At 67.9% G+C, this 16,267-nt stretch carries 16 protein-coding genes; 9 read left to right on the top strand and 7 right to left on the bottom strand.

Going from position 1 to position 16,267, the window contains the following annotated elements; genetic code table 11:
- The first annotated feature begins 5 nt into the window (after positions 1-5).
- Genes OG300_RS00895 through OG300_RS00880 form a run of 4 tightly spaced genes read left to right on the top strand, consistent with a single transcriptional unit; the run spans position 6 to position 3,562 of the window.
- A complete protein-coding gene (locus OG300_RS00895) occupies positions 6-1,526 on the top strand; it encodes an MFS transporter (protein WP_405491097.1) in 1,521 nt (506 codons plus the stop codon).
- Positions 1,523-1,879 (top strand): GNAT family N-acetyltransferase, encoded by a 357-nt coding sequence (locus tag OG300_RS00890; RefSeq protein ID WP_405491095.1) that lies wholly within the window; start codon positions 1,523-1,525, stop codon positions 1,877-1,879. The genes OG300_RS00895 and OG300_RS00890 overlap by 4 nt, the downstream gene beginning before the upstream one ends.
- Before the next feature lie 5 nt (positions 1,880-1,884).
- Positions 1,885-2,784, top strand: coding sequence for a ribokinase (locus tag OG300_RS00885; protein WP_405491093.1), 900 nt, complete (start codon positions 1,885-1,887; stop codon positions 2,782-2,784).
- A gap of 31 nt (positions 2,785-2,815) precedes the next feature.
- On the top strand, positions 2,816-3,562 hold the full coding sequence (locus OG300_RS00880) for a short-chain dehydrogenase/reductase (protein WP_405491091.1): 747 nt from the start codon (positions 2,816-2,818) through the stop codon (positions 3,560-3,562).
- Positions 3,563-3,584: 22 nt separating this feature from the next.
- On the opposite strand, the gene OG300_RS00875 is transcribed toward OG300_RS00880, so the two are convergent.
- The gene (locus OG300_RS00875; protein WP_405491089.1) at positions 3,585-4,163 is read right to left on the bottom strand and encodes a TetR/AcrR family transcriptional regulator; all 579 of its coding nucleotides are present in this window, start codon (positions 4,161-4,163) and stop codon (positions 3,585-3,587) included.
- A 115-nt stretch (positions 4,164-4,278) separates the two neighbouring features.
- Between OG300_RS00875 and OG300_RS00870 the strand changes: the two genes are divergently transcribed.
- The gene (locus OG300_RS00870; RefSeq protein ID WP_405491087.1) at positions 4,279-5,976 is read left to right on the top strand and encodes a nitroreductase family deazaflavin-dependent oxidoreductase; all 1,698 of its coding nucleotides are present in this window, start codon (positions 4,279-4,281) and stop codon (positions 5,974-5,976) included.
- 7 nt (positions 5,977-5,983) lie between these two features.
- Here the strand turns inward: OG300_RS00870 and OG300_RS00865 are convergent, their stop codons facing one another.
- The 6 genes from OG300_RS00865 to OG300_RS00840 all read right to left on the bottom strand — a co-directional run bounded on the left by OG300_RS00865 (position 5,984) and on the right by OG300_RS00840 (position 11,217).
- A complete protein-coding gene (locus tag OG300_RS00865) occupies positions 5,984-7,015 on the bottom strand; it encodes a zinc-binding dehydrogenase (protein ID WP_405491085.1) in 1,032 nt (343 codons plus the stop codon).
- 34 nt (positions 7,016-7,049) lie between these two features.
- Positions 7,050-7,928 carry a VOC family protein gene (locus OG300_RS00860; protein WP_405491083.1) on the bottom strand — a complete coding sequence of 293 codons (879 nt, stop codon included), beginning with the start codon at positions 7,926-7,928 and terminating at the stop codon, positions 7,050-7,052.
- Between the two features lie 28 nt (positions 7,929-7,956).
- Positions 7,957-9,003, bottom strand: coding sequence for a 2Fe-2S iron-sulfur cluster-binding protein (locus OG300_RS00855; RefSeq protein ID WP_405498866.1), 1,047 nt, complete (start codon positions 9,001-9,003; stop codon positions 7,957-7,959).
- 170 nt (positions 9,004-9,173) lie between these two features.
- Positions 9,174-9,419: a hypothetical protein gene (locus OG300_RS00850; protein ID WP_405491081.1), complete on the bottom strand. Its 246-nt coding sequence runs from the start codon at positions 9,417-9,419 to the stop codon at positions 9,174-9,176.
- Between the two features lie 11 nt (positions 9,420-9,430).
- A complete protein-coding gene (locus tag OG300_RS00845) occupies positions 9,431-10,594 on the bottom strand; it encodes a Rieske 2Fe-2S domain-containing protein (protein WP_405491079.1) in 1,164 nt (387 codons plus the stop codon).
- A 119-nt stretch (positions 10,595-10,713) separates the two neighbouring features.
- Entirely contained in the window at positions 10,714-11,217 is a 504-nt protein-coding gene (locus tag OG300_RS00840) for a flavin reductase family protein (protein WP_405491077.1), read from the bottom strand.
- A gap of 233 nt (positions 11,218-11,450) precedes the next feature.
- On the opposite strand from OG300_RS00840, the gene OG300_RS00835 reads away from it, so the two are divergent.
- From OG300_RS00835 to OG300_RS00820, 4 genes are all read left to right on the top strand, one after another.
- Positions 11,451-12,284, top strand: coding sequence for an IclR family transcriptional regulator (locus OG300_RS00835; protein WP_405491075.1), 834 nt, complete (start codon positions 11,451-11,453; stop codon positions 12,282-12,284).
- Between the two features lie 37 nt (positions 12,285-12,321).
- Positions 12,322-12,972 (top strand): PadR family transcriptional regulator, encoded by a 651-nt coding sequence (locus OG300_RS00830; RefSeq protein ID WP_405491073.1) that lies wholly within the window; start codon positions 12,322-12,324, stop codon positions 12,970-12,972.
- 82 nt (positions 12,973-13,054) lie between these two features.
- Positions 13,055-14,863 (top strand): MFS transporter, encoded by a 1,809-nt coding sequence (locus tag OG300_RS00825; RefSeq protein ID WP_405491071.1) that lies wholly within the window; start codon positions 13,055-13,057, stop codon positions 14,861-14,863.
- Between the two features lie 177 nt (positions 14,864-15,040).
- Positions 15,041-16,267 carry a bifunctional 3,4-dihydroxy-2-butanone-4-phosphate synthase/GTP cyclohydrolase II gene (locus OG300_RS00820; protein WP_405491069.1) on the top strand — a complete coding sequence of 409 codons (1,227 nt, stop codon included), beginning with the start codon at positions 15,041-15,043 and terminating at the stop codon, positions 16,265-16,267.

Genomic DNA, 16,267 nt, shown 5'->3' with positions numbered 1-16,267 from the left:
GTCACATGACCGCGAGCATTCGGTTGTCCTCGGCCACCGGTCGCTGGGTTCTGCTGGCGACCGTCCTGGGTTCCGGGATGGCCATGCTGGACTCCACCGTCGTGAACGTGGCGCTACCCCGCATCGGTGACGAGTTCGGCGCGAGCATGGCGGGCCTGCAGTGGACGGTCAACGCGTACACGCTGACCCTGGCCGGGTTGATCCTGCTGGGCGGCTCACTGGGTGACCGCTACGGGCGGCGGCGGGTATTCCTCATCGGCGTGGTGTGGTTCGCGATCGCGTCCGCGCTCTGCGGTGCCGCGCAGGACATTTCGATGCTGATCGCGGCGCGGGCGCTGCAGGGTGTCGGCGGCGCGCTGCTGACCCCGGGTTCGCTGGCCATCATCCAGGCGTCGTTCCGCCCCGAGGAACGGGCTCGCGCGGTCGGCGCCTGGTCCGGGCTGGGGGGCGTGGCCGGTGCGATCGGCCCGTTCCTGGGCGGCTGGCTGGTCGAGGCGGCCGGGTGGCGCTGGGTGTTCCTGCTCAATATTCCTTTGGCCGCGCTGGTGCTCGCGGTGACGGCCCGGCATGTGCCGGAATCCCATGACGCACAGGCGCACGGCAGGTTCGACGTGGCGGGCGCGGTGCTGGCGGCCCTGTGCCTGGCCGGAATCACCTACGCGCTCACCATGGCTCCTGAACACGACACCAATCGAATCCTGGTGTGGGGCAGCGCGATCGCGGGCATCGCGGCGGGCGCGGCGTTCGTGATCGTGGAGCGGCGGCGTTCGCATCGCACCGACGGCCCGCAGGCCATGCTGCCGGTGGACGTGTTCGCGTCCCGCCAGTTCACCGCCATCAACGTGGTCACCTTCGTCATGTACGGGGCGATGAGCGTCGTGTTCTTCCTGCTGGTGCTCACCTTGCAGGTGGCGGCGGGCTTCAACCCGATCGCGGCGGGCACCGCCATGCTCCCGGTGACCGTGCTGATGCTGCTGTTCTCGGCCCGCTCGGGTGCGCTGGCCCAGCGCATCGGCCCGCGCTGGCCCATCACCATCGGTGTGGTGCTGGCCGGCCTCGGCATGCTGCTGATGACCCGGATCGGCGTCCACACCTCGTATCTGCGCGATGTGCTGCCCGCCGCACTGGTTTTCGGCGCGGGCCTGACCCTGGCGGTGGCTCCGCTGACCGCGACCGTGCTGGCCACCGCCGACGAACGGCACGCGGGCGTCGCCAGCGGCGTCAACAACGCGGTCGCCCGGGCGGCGGGTCTGCTTGCGGTGGCGGCGATTCCGCCGCTGGCCGGACTGACCGGCGCGGCCTACACCAACCCGCCGGACTTCGCGCACGGCTTCCGCCTCGCCCTGATCTCCTGCGTGGTCCTCATGGCGGCCGCGGCCGCCCTGGCCTTCTTCACCGTCCGCGACGACGCCCTGCGCACCGCCGCACCGACCGCGGAACCCGAATGCCGCACCTTCTCCGCCGTGGCCAGCCCGCCGCTGGAACCGGCACACCGTGATTCACCGACCGGAAGCGAGACACCATGACCGAGCCGGAATCCACCACCACCCCGGAACCCACCATCAACAAGAGCGCCGACACGGTGCCGCAGTACTTCGAGATCCTGATCGGTGACGCGCGCGCCGGACTCACCGCCTACATCGACACCGGGTTGCAGCGCATCTTCTTCCACACCGAGATCGGCGACGCCTACGCCGGTCAGGGCCTGGCCAGCCGCCTGATCCGGGCCGCCCTCGAGGACACCCGGGCCGCGGGCGAGCGCATCGTCCCGATCTGCCCGTTCGTGAAGGCGTTCGTCGAGAAGCACCACGACTTCGACGACCTGCTCGACCCGGTGACACCCCAGGCCAAGGCCACGGTGGAATCCGCGCTCGGCTGACCGCGATGGCACGAATCGTGGTGGTGGGCAGCATCAATATGGATCTGGTGACCACCGTCGGGCACCGCCCGGAACCGGGCCAGACCGTATCCGGTGAAAGCTTCGCGCTGGTACCCGGCGGCAAGGGCTCCAATCAGGCCATCGCCGCCCAGCGGGCCGGTGCCACGGTCGATTTCGTCGGCGCGGTCGGCTCCGACGTCTTCGCCGACGCCCTGCGCGGCGTACTTCACGATGCGGGCGTGGGGGTTTCGCGCCTGCGCACCGCGAACGGCCCCAGCGGTATCGCCACGATCGTGGTGGACGGCGACGGCGAGAACACCATCATCGTGGTGGCGGGCGCGAACGGCCGGCTGACCGACCTCGACACCGCCGACCTGGACGCCATCGCCAGCGCCGATATCCTGATGTGCCAGTTGGAGATTCCGATCCCGACAGTGCTCGCAGCCGCCCGTCACGCCCGCGCGCACCACACCACCGTGATCCTGAATCCCTCACCGGTGCAGCACCTTCCGGCCGACCTGTGGGCGGAGATCGACGTCGCCGTCGTCAACGAGGGCGAAGCCGAACAACTGGCCACCCCGCTCGCGGCCGTACCCCACGTGATCACCACCCTGGGCGCACACGGCGCGTCCTATCGCGGCCCGGACGCCCGCCTGTCCCACCCCGGCGTCCCCGTCGAGGTCGTCGACACCACCGGCGCGGGCGACACCTTCACCGGAGCCCTCGCCGCCCACTGGCACCAGGGCCCCGCCACCGCCCTGGCCTGGGCCTGCACCGCGGGCGCCCTGGCCACCACGAAACTCGGTGCCAGCGCCTCGATTCCACACCGCACCGACATCGAACAGGCACTCGCCGCCGCAACCGCGCACTGGCTGGGCGGGATGACGGCGGATGCCGGATCATGACCGTGTCGAACACGGGAGCAGGAGATAGCCGATGGACTTGGGTCTCACGGGGCGGACAGCGCTGATCACAGGCGCGTCGGCGGGCATCGGCGCGGAGATCGCCCGGGTACTGGCCGAGGAAGGGTGCGAGGTGCACCTGGCCGCACGCAGCAAGGACCGGCTGGAGGAACTCGCCGAGCAACTGCGCGCGGAGTACGGCGTGCGCGCACATGCCCACGCGGTCGATCTGCGATCCGCTGAGGAGCTCGCCGGATTGTCGGAAGCCGTTGGCGCGCCGGACATTCTGGTCAACAACGCCGGGGACGTCCCCGCCGGAACGCTCGACGTCGTCGACGAGGACCTCTGGCGGCACGCCTGGGAGCTGAAGGTGTTCGGGTACATCAACCTGACCCGGCTCACCTATGCCCGCATGCGCGAGCGCGGCCACGGGGTGATCGTGAACGTGATCGGCCAGGCGGGTGAGCGGCCGACCGCCGACTACATCGCGGGCGGCACCGGCAATGCGGCGCTGATGGCGTTCACCCGTGCCCTCGGCGGCCGCAGCTGGCGCGACGGCATCCGGGTGGTCGGCATCAATCCGGGTCCGGTGGCGACCGCGCGCATCACCGCCATGATCGAGGCCAGCGACCGCTTCCGCGAGATGGCCGGGGACATGCCGTTCGGCCGCCCCGCGCACCCGCGCGAAATCGCCGATATGGCAGCGTTTCTCGCCTCGGACCGGTCGGCCTATACGACCGGCACGGTGGTGACGATCGACGGCGGTGTCAGCGTCGGCTGAATACCGGTGTCCGGGAAGCCGTTCAGGCCACGTTGCTGCGCTTGCCGGTGTGCAGTGCCACCAGTTCGGCGAGCTGCTTCCCGGCCCGCTCCAGTGGCGCGGTGGTCCGGGTCGCCAGCGACATGACGACCGCACCTTCGACGGCCGCCACGATGGTGGTGGCCAACGATCGCGCGGTCTCGGGCGCGACCTGTTCGGCTTCCAGGCGTTCGGCCAGGATGCCTTCCCATTCGACGAAGGTCTCCCCCGCCACGTCGGCGGCCTCCGGGGATTCCGAACGGCCCAGTGCCGCGGCCACGATCGGGCAGCCCGCGGTGAAGTCGCTCGATACCAGAACCTCACGCCACATGCCCGGGAAGGCGGCGATGGCGCTGGCCAGGTCGGTGCCACCGGTGATGGTGCGCATCAGCGCGCTGGAGGCCTGCCCGGCGGTGCGGGTGGCCTCGGCGACGAGTTCGGATTTGCCGCCGGGGAAGTTCAGATAGATGGACCGGCGCGAGATGCCGCTGTGGTCGAGCAGCTGAGCGATTCCGGTTCCGGCGATGCCATTGCAGCGCATGAGAGCGATGGCGCTGTCGATGAGGCGGTCGCGGGCACCCATGGTCGGTTCCTCCTTGCTGTATACCGATCGGTGTACTACCGTTTCGGATATACCGATTGGTCTACCATAGCGTAGACCTCCGCTCACTCCTTCGACGAGGAATTCGGGGCCACAGATGACGACCCTCCACGATCCCCTGCCGCTGGCCAGCGGCCAGGTACTACCCAACCGCATTATGAAATCCGCGCTCAGCGAGGGTTTGGCGAACGGCGACAATGCCCCCGATGTCCGCCTGGAACGGCTCTACGGCCGCTGGGCCGAGGGCGGTTACGGTCTCATCGTCACCGGCAATGTCATGGTCGATCGCCGCCACTGCGGTGAGCCCGGCAATGTGGCCATGGAGGACGAGCGCCACCTCGACGCGCTGACCCGCTGGGCCAAGATCGCCAAGGACGGCGGCGCGAAGGTCTGGGTGCAGCTCAATCACCCCGGCCGCCAAGCCAATCCGATCGTCACCCGCACCCGCGCCGTCGCGCCCTCGCCGATCGCCATGGGCATCCCCGGCGTCCCCGCCCCGCGGGAGCTGACCGAGGCCGAGATCCTCGACATCATCGCCCGCTTCGGCCGCGCCGCCCGGGTCGCGGAGGCCGCCGGTTTCGACGGTGTGCAGATCCACGGCGCGCACGGCTACCTCGTCTCCCAGTTCCTTTCTCCGCGTTCGAATCAGCGCACCGACGCCTGGGGTGGCGACGCCGAGCGGCGACGTCAGTTCGTGGTGGAGGTGGCGCGCAGCATTCGCGCGGCGGTGAGCCCCGGTTTCGGGCTGGGCATCAAGCTCAACTCCGCCGACTTCCAGCGCGGTGGCTTCACCGAGGACGAGTCCCGCGCGGTGATCGAGGAACTGTCCGCCGAACAGGTCGACCTGTTCGAGATCAGCGGCGGCACTTACGAATCCCCCGCCATGATGGGCCGCTCCGACGCCAAGTCGGCCAGCACCCGCGCCCGCGGAGCCTACTTCCTCGACTACGCCGAAACCGCCCGCGCCGCAGCCGGTTCGGTGCCGATCGTGGTCACCGGCGGTTTCCGCTCCCGCGCCGCCATGACCGAGGCCGTCTCCGGCGGCACCTGCGACATGGTCGGCCTGGGCCGCCCCACGGTCCTGTTCCCCACCGCCGCAGGCGATCTGCTCGCCGCGCGCACCGAGGTGCTGCCCCAGCCCGACATCAGCCTCAACCTGCCGCAGCGGCTGAAGTCGAACGCCAACCTGAAGTCGATGGACGGCGCGCTCGACCTGCAGTGGCACACCGACCAGATCCACCTGATCGGCGCGGGCAAGGACCCCGATCTGGAGCGCTCGCCCTGGCGCACCGCCGCGACCATGCTGCGCCGCAACGGTTTCGACGCCTTCCGCAGCAAGCGCACCGGCACCCCGCGTTCGACCACCGACAAGGCCGCCCGCAAGTTCCGGATGGAACGCACCATGGGCCGCTACGTCGTGAACCCGACCGTGCGCGCCCTGGACAAGGTGGGCATCCGCACCGCCTTCGCCAGCGAGATCGAAACCGTCGGCCGCAAATCTGGGCAGCCGCGCCGGGTCCCTGTCTCGCTGCTCTTCGACGCCGATGGCGCGTACGCCATCTGCCAGCACGGCCTGCGCTCCGGCTGGGGTCTCAATATCTCCGCGAACCCGAAGGTCCGTGTCCGCCAGGGCGACAGCTGGCGCACCGGTACCGCCGTCCTGCTCCCCGACGACGACGTGATCGCCCGCAGCCGCACCTTCGCCCCGCACCCGGCCCTGGCCCCGTTCACCCGCAGCGTGTTCGCGGCCCTGGAAAGCGACCCGGTAACCGTCCGAATCACTTTCACCGACTGAGGCGGCCTTACCTGTTCGGACGGACCAGGATCTGAATGTGGTCGTCCGGATTGCGGAGGGATTCGATGGCGTCGGCGACGCCGTCGAGTCCCACCTCATCGGTGATCAGCGAGGCGGCGTCGACGGTGCCGTCGGCGATGCGGCGCAACGTCTTCGCGTATTCCTCGTGCGGATAGACCATGCACATCTGCAACGAGATGTCCTTGTAGATGCCGACGATCGGTCGAATGATGTCGTCGGTCATCACCGCGCCGATCTGCAGAATCGAGGTCTCGCGCGGCACCTTGTACATCAGATCGTTGAGCAGTCCCGGAACCGAGGCGCACACCCAGACGTGAAGCTTCTGACCGGGAGCGGCGAGTTCCTGCCACACCTCCACCGGATCCTCGACGCCCGGATCGACCACCCGGTGCGCACCGAGCCGCAGCGCCGCCGCGCGACGCAACGCCGAGGGATCCGATGCCACGATCGGCGCGACCCCACGCTCGGCCAGCGCCGCGACCGCTCCCAAACCCACCGGCCCGCAACCGATCACGATCCCGGTGCCGTCCGGCCCGATGCCGGTGCGCGCCACGTTCCCGAAGCCGACGGCCAGGGGTTCGGTGAGCGCGGCCACCTGCGGTGGCACATGCTCGGGAATGGGTTCGAGTGCCATGGCCTGCAACACCATTCGCTCGCCGTACCCGCCGGGAAACTCGTTGGAGTACCCGACACCGTGGATGCCGCCGGCCTTGTCGAGGGCCCACGGCAGCGCGACCACGTTCTGCCCCTCCACGAACGGAGTGTCGGGTCCCGCGCCGATGACGCGCGCCGCCAGCTCGTGCCCCATCACCATGTCGCGGTGCGGGTCGAACAGGAAGGTCGGCACCCCGCTGTCGCGTGAGGCCTGTAGGAACTCGTCGGTGTGGTCGAGTGCCTGTTTGTCCGAGCCGCAGATGCCGCAGGCGATGGTCTCGACCAGCACCTGTCCGGGTCCGGGTACCGGTTCGGGGATCTCGTCCACTACGAGTTTCCGATTCCGCATCACGACCGCGCGCATGCCAAGTCCTTCGTGTTCGGAGAGGTGCGGAAGGTCAGCCGCGGGCCCATTCGTGGCCCCAGTAGCTGTCGGCGGTCATCTCCTCGGCGACGTAGTCGTCGCCGACCAACGATCCCTCACAGCCGAATTCGAGATCCCAGCCGCCCGGGGTGCGGACGTAGAAGGAGATCATCTTGTCGTTGGTGTGGCGGCCCAGCGTCGAGGACAGGTGGTAGCCCGCCTTGTTGACGCGGTCCAGCGCCCGGCCGACATCGTCGAGCGCGTCGACCTCGACCATGATGTGCACGATGCCGGGGCCGTCGGACCGGCTGCCCGGGATCAGCGCGAGGCTGTGGTGGCGCGGGTTGACGCCCATGAAACGGATCCAGATCGGATGCTCCGGCGGCCCGACCCGGAAGGAGCCGCGCGAGGCGAATCCCAGGATGTCGGTGTAGAACTGGCGCGCCTCCTCGATGTCGCGCACCGGCAGCACCACGTGCCCGAGGCCGAGATCGCCGGTGACGAACCGGTTTCCGAACTTCCCGACGACCGGGCTGTGGTCCAGCAGCGGCCCGTGGAACACCTCGATGGTGAACCCGGACGGGTCGACGAAGGCGATGGCCTCCTCGACGTGCCGGGCGACGGCCTCGGCGGTGCTCAGCGTGCTGACCGCGATCCCCGCCTTCTCCAGCGTCTCGCGCACCAGTTGCAGCGAGCGGCGGTCGGCGACCTGCCAGCCGACGGCGATGACCTCATCGCGGTCGCCGGGCACCAGTTCGAGGCGATAGGTGTGCTCGTCGACGCGCAGGTAGAGCGAATCGGCGTTGGGCCCACTGCCTTCGGCGAAACCGATGGTGTCGAAGGCGAAGGCGCGCCAGGCGTCGACGTCGGCGATGCGAGCCCGGACGTATCCGAGTGAGGCGAACGCGGCCATGGGAATCTCCTATGGGTAGAAAAGAAACTCAGGAATAGGTGACGGTGACGTCGTCGGTGACCGGAACGGCCTGGCAGGCGAGCACATAGCCGTCGGCGAGGTCGTCCTCCTCGAGGATCTCGTTGCGCCGCATGCTCACCTCACCGGTCACCACCCGGCACACGCAGGCACTGCACGCGCCTTCCTTGCAGGAGTAGGGCGCGTCGAGCCCCTTGGCGAGCATGGCGTCGAGCAGCGTCTGCTGCCGCGGCCAGGTGACCTCGTGGTTCTCCCCGTCGAGCTCGACCCGCGCGACAGCGGCATCGGTGGTGTCGATGTCGGCTGCGGCAGTGTCGGTTTCGAACGGATTGCCCGACAGCGATACGAACTTCTCGATGTGCACGAGCTTGCGATCCGCACCGAGGTCGGCCATGGCGGCGGCGACCGCGTCCATGAACGGCCCGGGACCGCAGACGAAAACCTCCCGGCCCGCCCACGGACGAGCCAGCGCGGCCAACTGGGCCACACTCGGCAGACCTTGAACCGACTGCAACCAGTGCAGCACCAGCAGCCGATCCGGGTGAGCGGCAACCAGTTCCGCGAGCTCCCCGGCGAAGATGACCGAATTCTCGTGCTGGTTGGCGTAGACCAGCGTGCAGTGCCCGGTCCCCTGGGCCAGCACGGATTTCAGGATCGACAGCACCGGTGTGATCCCGCTGCCACCCGCGAACAGCAGCAGGTCGTTGTCCAGCGAACCGGGCGTGAACAGCCCGGCGGGCGGCAGCACGTCCAGCCGCATGCCCTCGGCGGCGTTGTCGCACAGCCAGTTCGAGCCGTAGCCCTCGGCGGTGCGCTTCACGGTCACCTTGAGCGGCCCGTCCTCGTGCGGCGCGCTGGACAGCGAATAACAGCGGCTCACCGATCCGGTGCGGTCACTGGGGATGCGCAGGGTCAGGAACTGGCCGGGCCGGTAGTCGAACTTCCCGGCCTGCTCGGTGTCGGGGGCGAGTTCCAGTGATATCGCGTCCGAGGTCTCGCGCACCACGCGCACGATCCGCACGGCGGCGATCCCGTTCGCCTGCGCGGTCTCCACCACCGCGTCCACCTCGAAGTCCACCACTGTCATCGGTCCCTCAGTTCCATTCCTGTGCTCTGTTTCTCGATCCGTTCCGACCCATTTCCCGATCCCGCGTTTCGATCCCGTGAAGACCGGGTAACCGCAGATGGAGGCCGACCGTCAACGGTGCCGATCGGCCCACCTGGAATTCAGGCCAGGGTCCGGCCTCGGGTGCGTACGTCCACGTCACGCGTGCTGACGCTCAACGCACCCGAGGTGACCGCCTCGTCGATGCTGGCGCGCAGCGCCCCGCAGGTGTGTGACCGCAGACCCGCGCTAGCCAGCTCCGTGCAGTCCGCGGTCGCCGTCTTGTTCCACTGCACGCTGGTGTGCTGGTCGCTGTACTTCTCCACCAGCACGCACGTCCCGCAGGATCGGCACGAAACCTTCTCCATGGCAATGCCTCTCAGGCGTGGGCCGCGGTGTGCGGGTCGCTGTCGGCGGCGCGCTTGGCCAGGTTGTCGGCGACCTCGGCCTCCCACGCGGTGACGGCGCGGGTGGTGTCCACCTCGTATTCGAAGCGGTCGGTCATCTCGTCCTTGATGTCGGCGACATCGGTGTAGAACTGCTCGTACCAGCGACGCAGCTGGTAGACCGGCCCGTCCTCCTCGCACAGCAGCGGATTGTTGATGCGCGACTTGCGCTTCCAGATCGCGACGTCCTGCTCGAAGCCCCGGCCCAGTCCGCTCACGAACTTGGTCGCGATCTCGTCGGCCTGTTCGGCGGGCATCCCGGTGGGCTTCTTGGCGATCGCGCCGTACATCAGCACGAACTGGTTCTCGCTGATCGGGTAGTGGCAGTTGATCAGGTAACCCTCAACGGTCAGGCCGCTGGGGCTCTTGCTCTCCAGGTAATCGATCATGTACGAGGGGCCGTAGTAGGAGGCCGCGGACTCCAGAACGTTCTTGCCGCCCAAGGCCTTAGCGGTCGCGCCCATGGTGTCCTCGCGGGAAACGTTGGTCATGATCTGGGTGGCGGTGTGGCCCTCGAAGACGTTCTTGAAGAAGGTCGGGAAGCCGTAGTGCACGTAGAAGAAGTGCGCCATGTCCACCACGTTGTCGACGACCTCGCGGCAGTTGGCGTCGACGACCATGGAGTTCCAGGTCCAGTCGGTCCACTCGTCGCTGAAGGCCGCGTCGATGCGCGGAATGGCGAGCTCGGCCGGGGGCTGCTTGCCCTCCGGGTCGTTCCAGACGAACAGCATCCGGTTCTCGACCATGGTCGGCCACGCCTTGGTGCGGGCCAGCGGCGGCACCCGGCGGGCATAGGGAATGCCGGTGCACTTGCCCTTGCCGTTCCAGCGCCAGTCGTGGAACGGGCAGGCGATGGAGTCGCCCTTGACGGTGCCGTCGGCCAGGTTGCCGCCCATGTGCGGGCAGTAGGCGTTGAGCACGTTGAGCGCCCCGTCCTCGGCCGCGAACACCACGATCTCGGTGCCGAAAGCCTTGACGGTGTGCGGCTTTCCGTCCCGGAAGGAGTCGGCCAGGCCCAAACAGTGCCAGCCGCGCGCGAATCGGGTGGGCGGTGCGCCCGCGTCGATCACTCGCACTTCGCTCTCCGCGCTGGTCATGTGAATTCCTCTCCCTTGCCTTGCTTCGATGGTTGCCGTCGATGTGACGGCCGCGACAGTGCAGTCCCACTGGACGGGCTGTGCCGTTTGGTCTGCGAGACGCGAGTCAGAGCCGAAAGCTATTGCTCACCGAGCCGGTTGAACGCCGCGCGGTAGAACAGCAGCGGCCGCGCCTCGGAGTGCTCGGTCAATCCGGTCACCCGCGCGATGACGATGGTGTGGTCGCCGCCGTCCACCTCGTCGTAGAGGTAGCAGTCGATGGACGCCATGGCCCCGGTCAGCAGCGGAGAACCGTTACCGGAGCGGGTCCACTCGACACCGGTGAACTTGTCCGGGCCGGGACGTCCGAGCTGGCGGCACATGTCGGTCTGATCGTCGGCGAGGATATTGACGCAGAACCGTCCGACCTCGCGAATCCGCGGCCAGGTGCTCGAGGTCCGCGCCGGGAAGAAACTCACCAGCGGCGGGTCGATGGACAGCGATGCGAACGACTGGCACGCGAAGCCGATGGGCTCGCCCTCGTCAAGGGCGGTGATCACGGTGACTCCCGAGGCGAAGCGCCCCAGAACGGTCTTGAATGCCGTCGCGTCGATGGTCGGGACCTGATCCAGGACCGGATCCACGGCGCCTCCTTATTTCGATCCGAAATATAGCTAGGAGTCATGACAGCAGGTCGCGGCCAGATGGCGTCAACATCGTGGTTCGGTCATCGGGACACGTATCCGTAGGTTTTACGTAGTTCTCCCGATTCCCCAGGTTGTGGCGCAGGGCACTGTGATGGGTAGCACAAGGTCCGACACAGGTACATGCCTAATCGGAATACCCCTAGACTGGATATGAACCAACGGAGGTACATATGTCCGTCACCATGCTCCCTCCGGCGGAGACACGACACCCGCACAATCCCATGCGCGCCAAGGACACTCGCGCCGCTGCCGAGGTCCCGGTCTCGATGATCGAGCGAATGACCTTGATCCTGGACGCATTCGACGCTTCCACCCCCACCCTCACGCTGCTCGGTCTGGTCGAGCGCACCGGACTGCCGCGCTCGACCGTGCACCGGATCCTCGATCAGATGATCAAGCTGCGCTGGCTGGCCCACACCTCGGGCGGCTACCGCCTGGGCATGCGAGCTCTCGAGCTCGGCGGACTCACCGCTGATCACAATGAGATTCGCGACGCCGTCAGCCCGCTGCTGCACGAGCTGAGCCAGCGCACCGGCATGGTCGGTCACCTCGCCGTCCTCGACGGGCGCGACGTGGTCTACCTGGACAAGGCCGGCGGCCGCTTCGCCGCCAGCCTGCCCACCCGCCTGGGTGGCCGGATGCCCGCGCACGCAACGGCTCTCGGCAAGGCCATGCTGGCCTGTCTGGAACCGAACATCGCCGAGGCCGCGCTGCGCACCCGGCTGCCGAAGCTCACCCCGCGCACCATCTGCGAGCCCGAGGCGCTCTCGCGTGAACTCGCGCAGATCCGGCTGCGGCAGGGCGTCGCCATCGACCGCGAAGAGGCCGTCGCCGGAATCGCCTGTGTCGCCGCACCGTTGCGGGGCCGTGGCACCGCGCCCGCCGCGCTGTCGCTGTCGGGTCGCGCCGACGGCATGAGCTACGACCGGCTGGCCCGCGTCGTGCTCGAGGTCGCGCACGAGGCCGGTCGCACCCTGTTCCCGCGTCGCGCACACTGGCGTTGAGCGGAGTGCCGGCATGCGGGGGCGATACAGTTCGATGATGGCCGATGGCATGGCGCGCGCCGCTCATTCCGAAGCGCAGCAGCCGATTCCGGAACTGCCCACGACGGCGTGGGCGGTTCTCGGAATGCTGTCGCACGCCGAAGAACTCTCCGGGTACGACCTGAAGAAGTGGGCGGACTGGAGTCTGCAGTTCTTCTATTGGAGTCCGTCGTTCAGCCAGATCTACGCGGAGCTCAAACGCCTGGAGAAGCACGGCTATGCCACCTCGCGCACCGTGGTGTCGGAGGACGGGATGCGCGGCAAGCGCATGTACGCCATCACCGACAGCGGGCGGGAGGCGGCGTCGAACTGGGTCAACAACTCCCCCGTCGAAGCGCCCGTGCTCAAACACAGTGTGATGCTGCGGGCTTGGCTGGGACATCTGGCCGAACCCGATCGGATGCGCGAGATCCTCACGCAGCACATCGAATACACCGAGACCATGCGCCGCCGGGCGCAGGCCGACGCCGACGGCGCGGAGGTCAATCCGGACTGGGCCTACCCGAGCGCGGTACTGCGCTGGTGTGTACGCCATTACGAGGCCGAGAAGGAATTCGCGCAGGATCTGCTGGCCGATCTCGACAAGCTGGCCAGGCAGCGTAGCCGCCGCAAGCCTGCGAAGAAACAAAATTCCGGCGATTCCCACTGAACGGACTTGCTCATAGTCGGCGCTGGGTGCGCGTGACACGGTTCACATCATCGTGTTACCTACCCACCCAAGAGGACGCAATATGTCCACCTCCGTCGACACCGCGGTGCCCCCGAGCTCCGCGCCTGACGATTCCGGCCGCCTCGACGGCGCGTCGAAGCTGAGGATCTACTCGGTTCTCGCGATCATCGTGCTGTTCACCGAAGTTTCTCCGATGCAGTACGTCATGGTCTCGTCGGCGCTGCGGCAGATCGCTCCCACCTTCCCGAACGAGGGCGCGAACCTCAACTGGGCCATCATCATCTTCGGCGTCTTCGGTGCCGCCGTGTCGCCGCTGATCGGCAAGCTCAGCGACATCTACGGCAAGAAGAAGATGTTCCTGGTCTGTGGCGTGCTGTTCCTGATCGGCACCGCCATGTGCGCCATCACCAGCAACTGGGCGGTGTTCCTGGTCGGCCGTGCGCTCGAAGCGTCGGCCATCGCCACCACCGTGGTGTCCTACGGTCTGATCCGGGACCTGATGCCGCGCAAGCTCGTTCCCATCGGCCTGGGCATCGCCTCGACCGGTCTGGGCGTCTCCGCGCTGGCCGGGCCGCTGATCGGCGGCTACATCACCGATCACACCAGCTGGCGTGGACTGTTCTGGTTCCTGTTCATCTTCACCGTGATCATGATTCCGCTGCTGATCATCGTGGTGCCGGAATCGAAGCTGCGCACTCCGCAGCGCCTGGACGTCATCGGCGCGGCACTGCTCGGCGCCGGCGCCACCCTGACCCTGGTGTACCTGGACAAGGGCCAGGACTGGGGTTGGACCAAGCCCTCCACGTTGGCGTGGCTGATCGGCGGCCTGGTGCTGCTGGCGGTGTTCCCGATCGTGGAAATGCGGGCCAAGCAGCCGATCATGGATATGAAGCTGCTGTTCACCCCCAAGGTGAGCGTGGTGCTTTTCATCGGTCTGCTCGCCTCGTTCATCATCGGATACCAGTCCTACGCAACGGGTTACATGACCCAGTCGCCGCCCGCCTCCGAGGTGGTGTCGCAGGTCAAGGACGCCACCTGGGATCAGGTGAAGCAGGGTGCGCTCGCTCAGGCCCAGGCCCAGGCGCTCACCCAGGCACGGGCCCAGGGGCTCGCCGCCGCCGAGGCGCAGGCCAAGGCCGCGATGCCGCCGGGCATGGACCTGCCGCCCGCCGTCGTCAAGCAGTTGACCGACACCGTGAACGCGCAGGTGACCCCCGAGGTCGTGAACGCGCAGGTGCCACCGGAAGCCGTGTACCAGCATCTGCCACCCGACATGGTGAAGGTGGATCTGGATCCGAGTTACAGCTACGGCAACAACTTCACGCTGCTGAAGTACGCCACCCACGTCACCCTGGCGCAGTCGTTGATCGCCATGCTGTTCGGTTTCCTCGGCGGTCTGTGGATCCGGCGCTCCGGCGCTCGCTGGCCACTGGTCACGGCGCTGGTCATCTTCACCGGCAGCGGTCTGGCCTACGCGGCTCTCTCACACGGCTGGCAGACGCAGGCACTGATCAGCGTGGTGTACGGCATCGCGTTCGCGCTGTACTACGCCTCCACACCGAACCTGATCGTGGAAGCCGTTCCGGCACAACAGCAGGGCATCAGTGCGGGCATGCTGGGCGTCATGCAGGCCATGGGCGCGGGCATCGGTCTCGCGGTGGCGACGGCGTTCCTCGCCGCCAACCCGGTGAAGGCGGTCGTGAACGTCGCGGGTGCGCCACCGGTCACCAAGGAGATTCCGCTGCTGTACGCCGACAAGGGGTACGAGATCAGTTTCTACTTCGTCGCGATCTCCGCGGCGGTGGCGCTGGTCGGTGCGCTCATCATGAAGCACGGCCGCACCGCGGCCACCGGCGGCGAGGCGGCCTGACAGTCCTCGTCACCGCGTGAGTGACCAACGGCCCGGAGGCTTCTCGCCTCCGGGCCGTTCGCTGTATCCACCGCGGAGTGGACCGGTGACTGGGACCTGACCTCGATGTTCTCGGCTCGGCATATTTCTATTGGAAATAGGCCGACGTCCCGAGCGGCCCGGAGGAGGTGGTCGACGATGACCGGTGAACTCGACGACATCGCTGCGGCTGTGGCCGCTGTCGCCGCGGGCGGCATGGTGCTCGTGGTGGACGACGAGGACCGCGAGAACGAGGGCGACCTGATCCTCGCCGCGCAGCACGCGACCGCCGCGAACATCGCATTCCTGGTGCGGCACACCAGCGGTGTCCTGTGCGTCCCCATGACGGGCGAGGACTGCGACCGGCTGCGGTTGCCGCCGATGACCTCGATCAATCAGGATCCGAAGGGCACCGCCTACACCGTCTCCGTCGACGCGGTCGCCGGTGTCAGCACCGGTATTTCGGCCGCCGACCGCGCCCACACCATGCGCCTGCTCGCCGACCCCGCCACCACTCCCGGCCAGCTCTCACGCCCCGGCCATGTCTTCCCGCTGCGCGCGGATTCCCGTGGTGTGCTGGGTCGTCCGGGCCACACCGAGGCCGCCGTCGACCTGATGCGATTGGCCGGACTGCACCCCGCCGGTGTCATCGCCGAGGTGGTGAACGACGACGGCACCATGGCTCGGCTACCCGAACTGCTGGTCCTGGCCCGTGCCTGGAATATCCCGATCGTGTCCATCGCCGATCTGATCGCGCATCGAAAGCGACTGGAGCACGGCATCACTCGTGTCGTGGAGACGCGTTTGCCGACCCGCTTCGGCGAGTTCCGCATGCTCGGCTATTCGGACGCGCATTCCGGCGCGGAGCATCTTGCGCTGGTGTACGGCGAACCGTCCGGCGCCGACGTTCTCACCCGGGTGCATTCCGAATGCCTCACCGGTGACGCCTTCGGTTCACTGCGCTGCGATTGCGGCGAACAGCTCGACGCCGCCCTGGAAACCGTTGCCGCCGAAGGCCGTGGCGTGATCGTCTACCTGCGCGGGCAGGAAGGGCGCGGCATCGGCCTGCTCAACAAGCTGCGCGCCTACGAACTCCAGGACGCCGGAGCCGACACCGTCGACGCCAATGTCCGGCTCGGCCTGCCCATCGACGCCCGCGACTACGGTTGCGCCGCAGCCATTCTCACGGATTTGGACATCGAATCCGTTCGTCTGCTGAGCAACAACCCCGCCAAGCAGGCGAGCCTGGAAGACAACGGCATCGTTGTCATCGCGCGCGTTCCGCTGCAAACCCAGCCGACCGAGCACAACGTCCACTACCTGAGCACGAAGCGCGACCGGATGAGCCACCAGCTCCCGCGCTTCGACGCTGTCGGCTACCGCTGA

It is taken from the genome of Nocardia sp. NBC_00511, from assembly GCF_045161165.1.
In the GTDB taxonomy this organism is placed as follows: Bacteria; Actinomycetota; Actinomycetes; order Mycobacteriales; family Mycobacteriaceae; genus Nocardia.
This window is presented reverse-complemented; position numbering and strand designations above follow the sequence as displayed.

Bases quoted from the DNA above. Each gene is read 5' to 3' on its own strand.
- OG300_RS00850 (WP_405491081.1), bottom strand. From the start codon at position 9,419: ATGGAGAAGGTTTCGTGCCGATCCTGCGGGACGTGCGTGCTGGTGGAG.
- OG300_RS00825 (WP_405491071.1), top strand. From the start codon at position 13,055: ATGTCCACCTCCGTCGACACCGCGGTGCCCCCGAGCTCCGCGCCTGAC.
- OG300_RS00880 (WP_405491091.1), top strand. From the start codon at position 2,816: ATGGACTTGGGTCTCACGGGGCGGACAGCGCTGATCACAGGCGCGTCG.
- OG300_RS00830 (WP_405491073.1), top strand. From the start codon at position 12,322: ATGGCCGATGGCATGGCGCGCGCCGCTCATTCCGAAGCGCAGCAGCCG.
- OG300_RS00870 (WP_405491087.1), top strand. From the start codon at position 4,279: ATGACGACCCTCCACGATCCCCTGCCGCTGGCCAGCGGCCAGGTACTA.
- OG300_RS00895 (WP_405491097.1), top strand. From the start codon at position 6: ATGACCGCGAGCATTCGGTTGTCCTCGGCCACCGGTCGCTGGGTTCTG.
- OG300_RS00835 (WP_405491075.1), top strand. From the start codon at position 11,451: ATGTCCGTCACCATGCTCCCTCCGGCGGAGACACGACACCCGCACAAT.
- OG300_RS00845 (WP_405491079.1), bottom strand. From the start codon at position 10,594: ATGACCAGCGCGGAGAGCGAAGTGCGAGTGATCGACGCGGGCGCACCG.
- OG300_RS00820 (WP_405491069.1), top strand. From the start codon at position 15,041: ATGACCGGTGAACTCGACGACATCGCTGCGGCTGTGGCCGCTGTCGCC.
- OG300_RS00865 (WP_405491085.1), bottom strand. From the start codon at position 7,015: ATGCGCGCGGTCGTGATGCGGAATCGGAAACTCGTAGTGGACGAGATC.
- OG300_RS00890 (WP_405491095.1), top strand. From the start codon at position 1,523: ATGACCGAGCCGGAATCCACCACCACCCCGGAACCCACCATCAACAAG.
- OG300_RS00860 (WP_405491083.1), bottom strand. From the start codon at position 7,928: ATGGCCGCGTTCGCCTCACTCGGATACGTCCGGGCTCGCATCGCCGAC.
- OG300_RS00875 (WP_405491089.1), bottom strand. From the start codon at position 4,163: ATGGGTGCCCGCGACCGCCTCATCGACAGCGCCATCGCTCTCATGCGC.
- OG300_RS00885 (WP_405491093.1), top strand. From the start codon at position 1,885: ATGGCACGAATCGTGGTGGTGGGCAGCATCAATATGGATCTGGTGACC.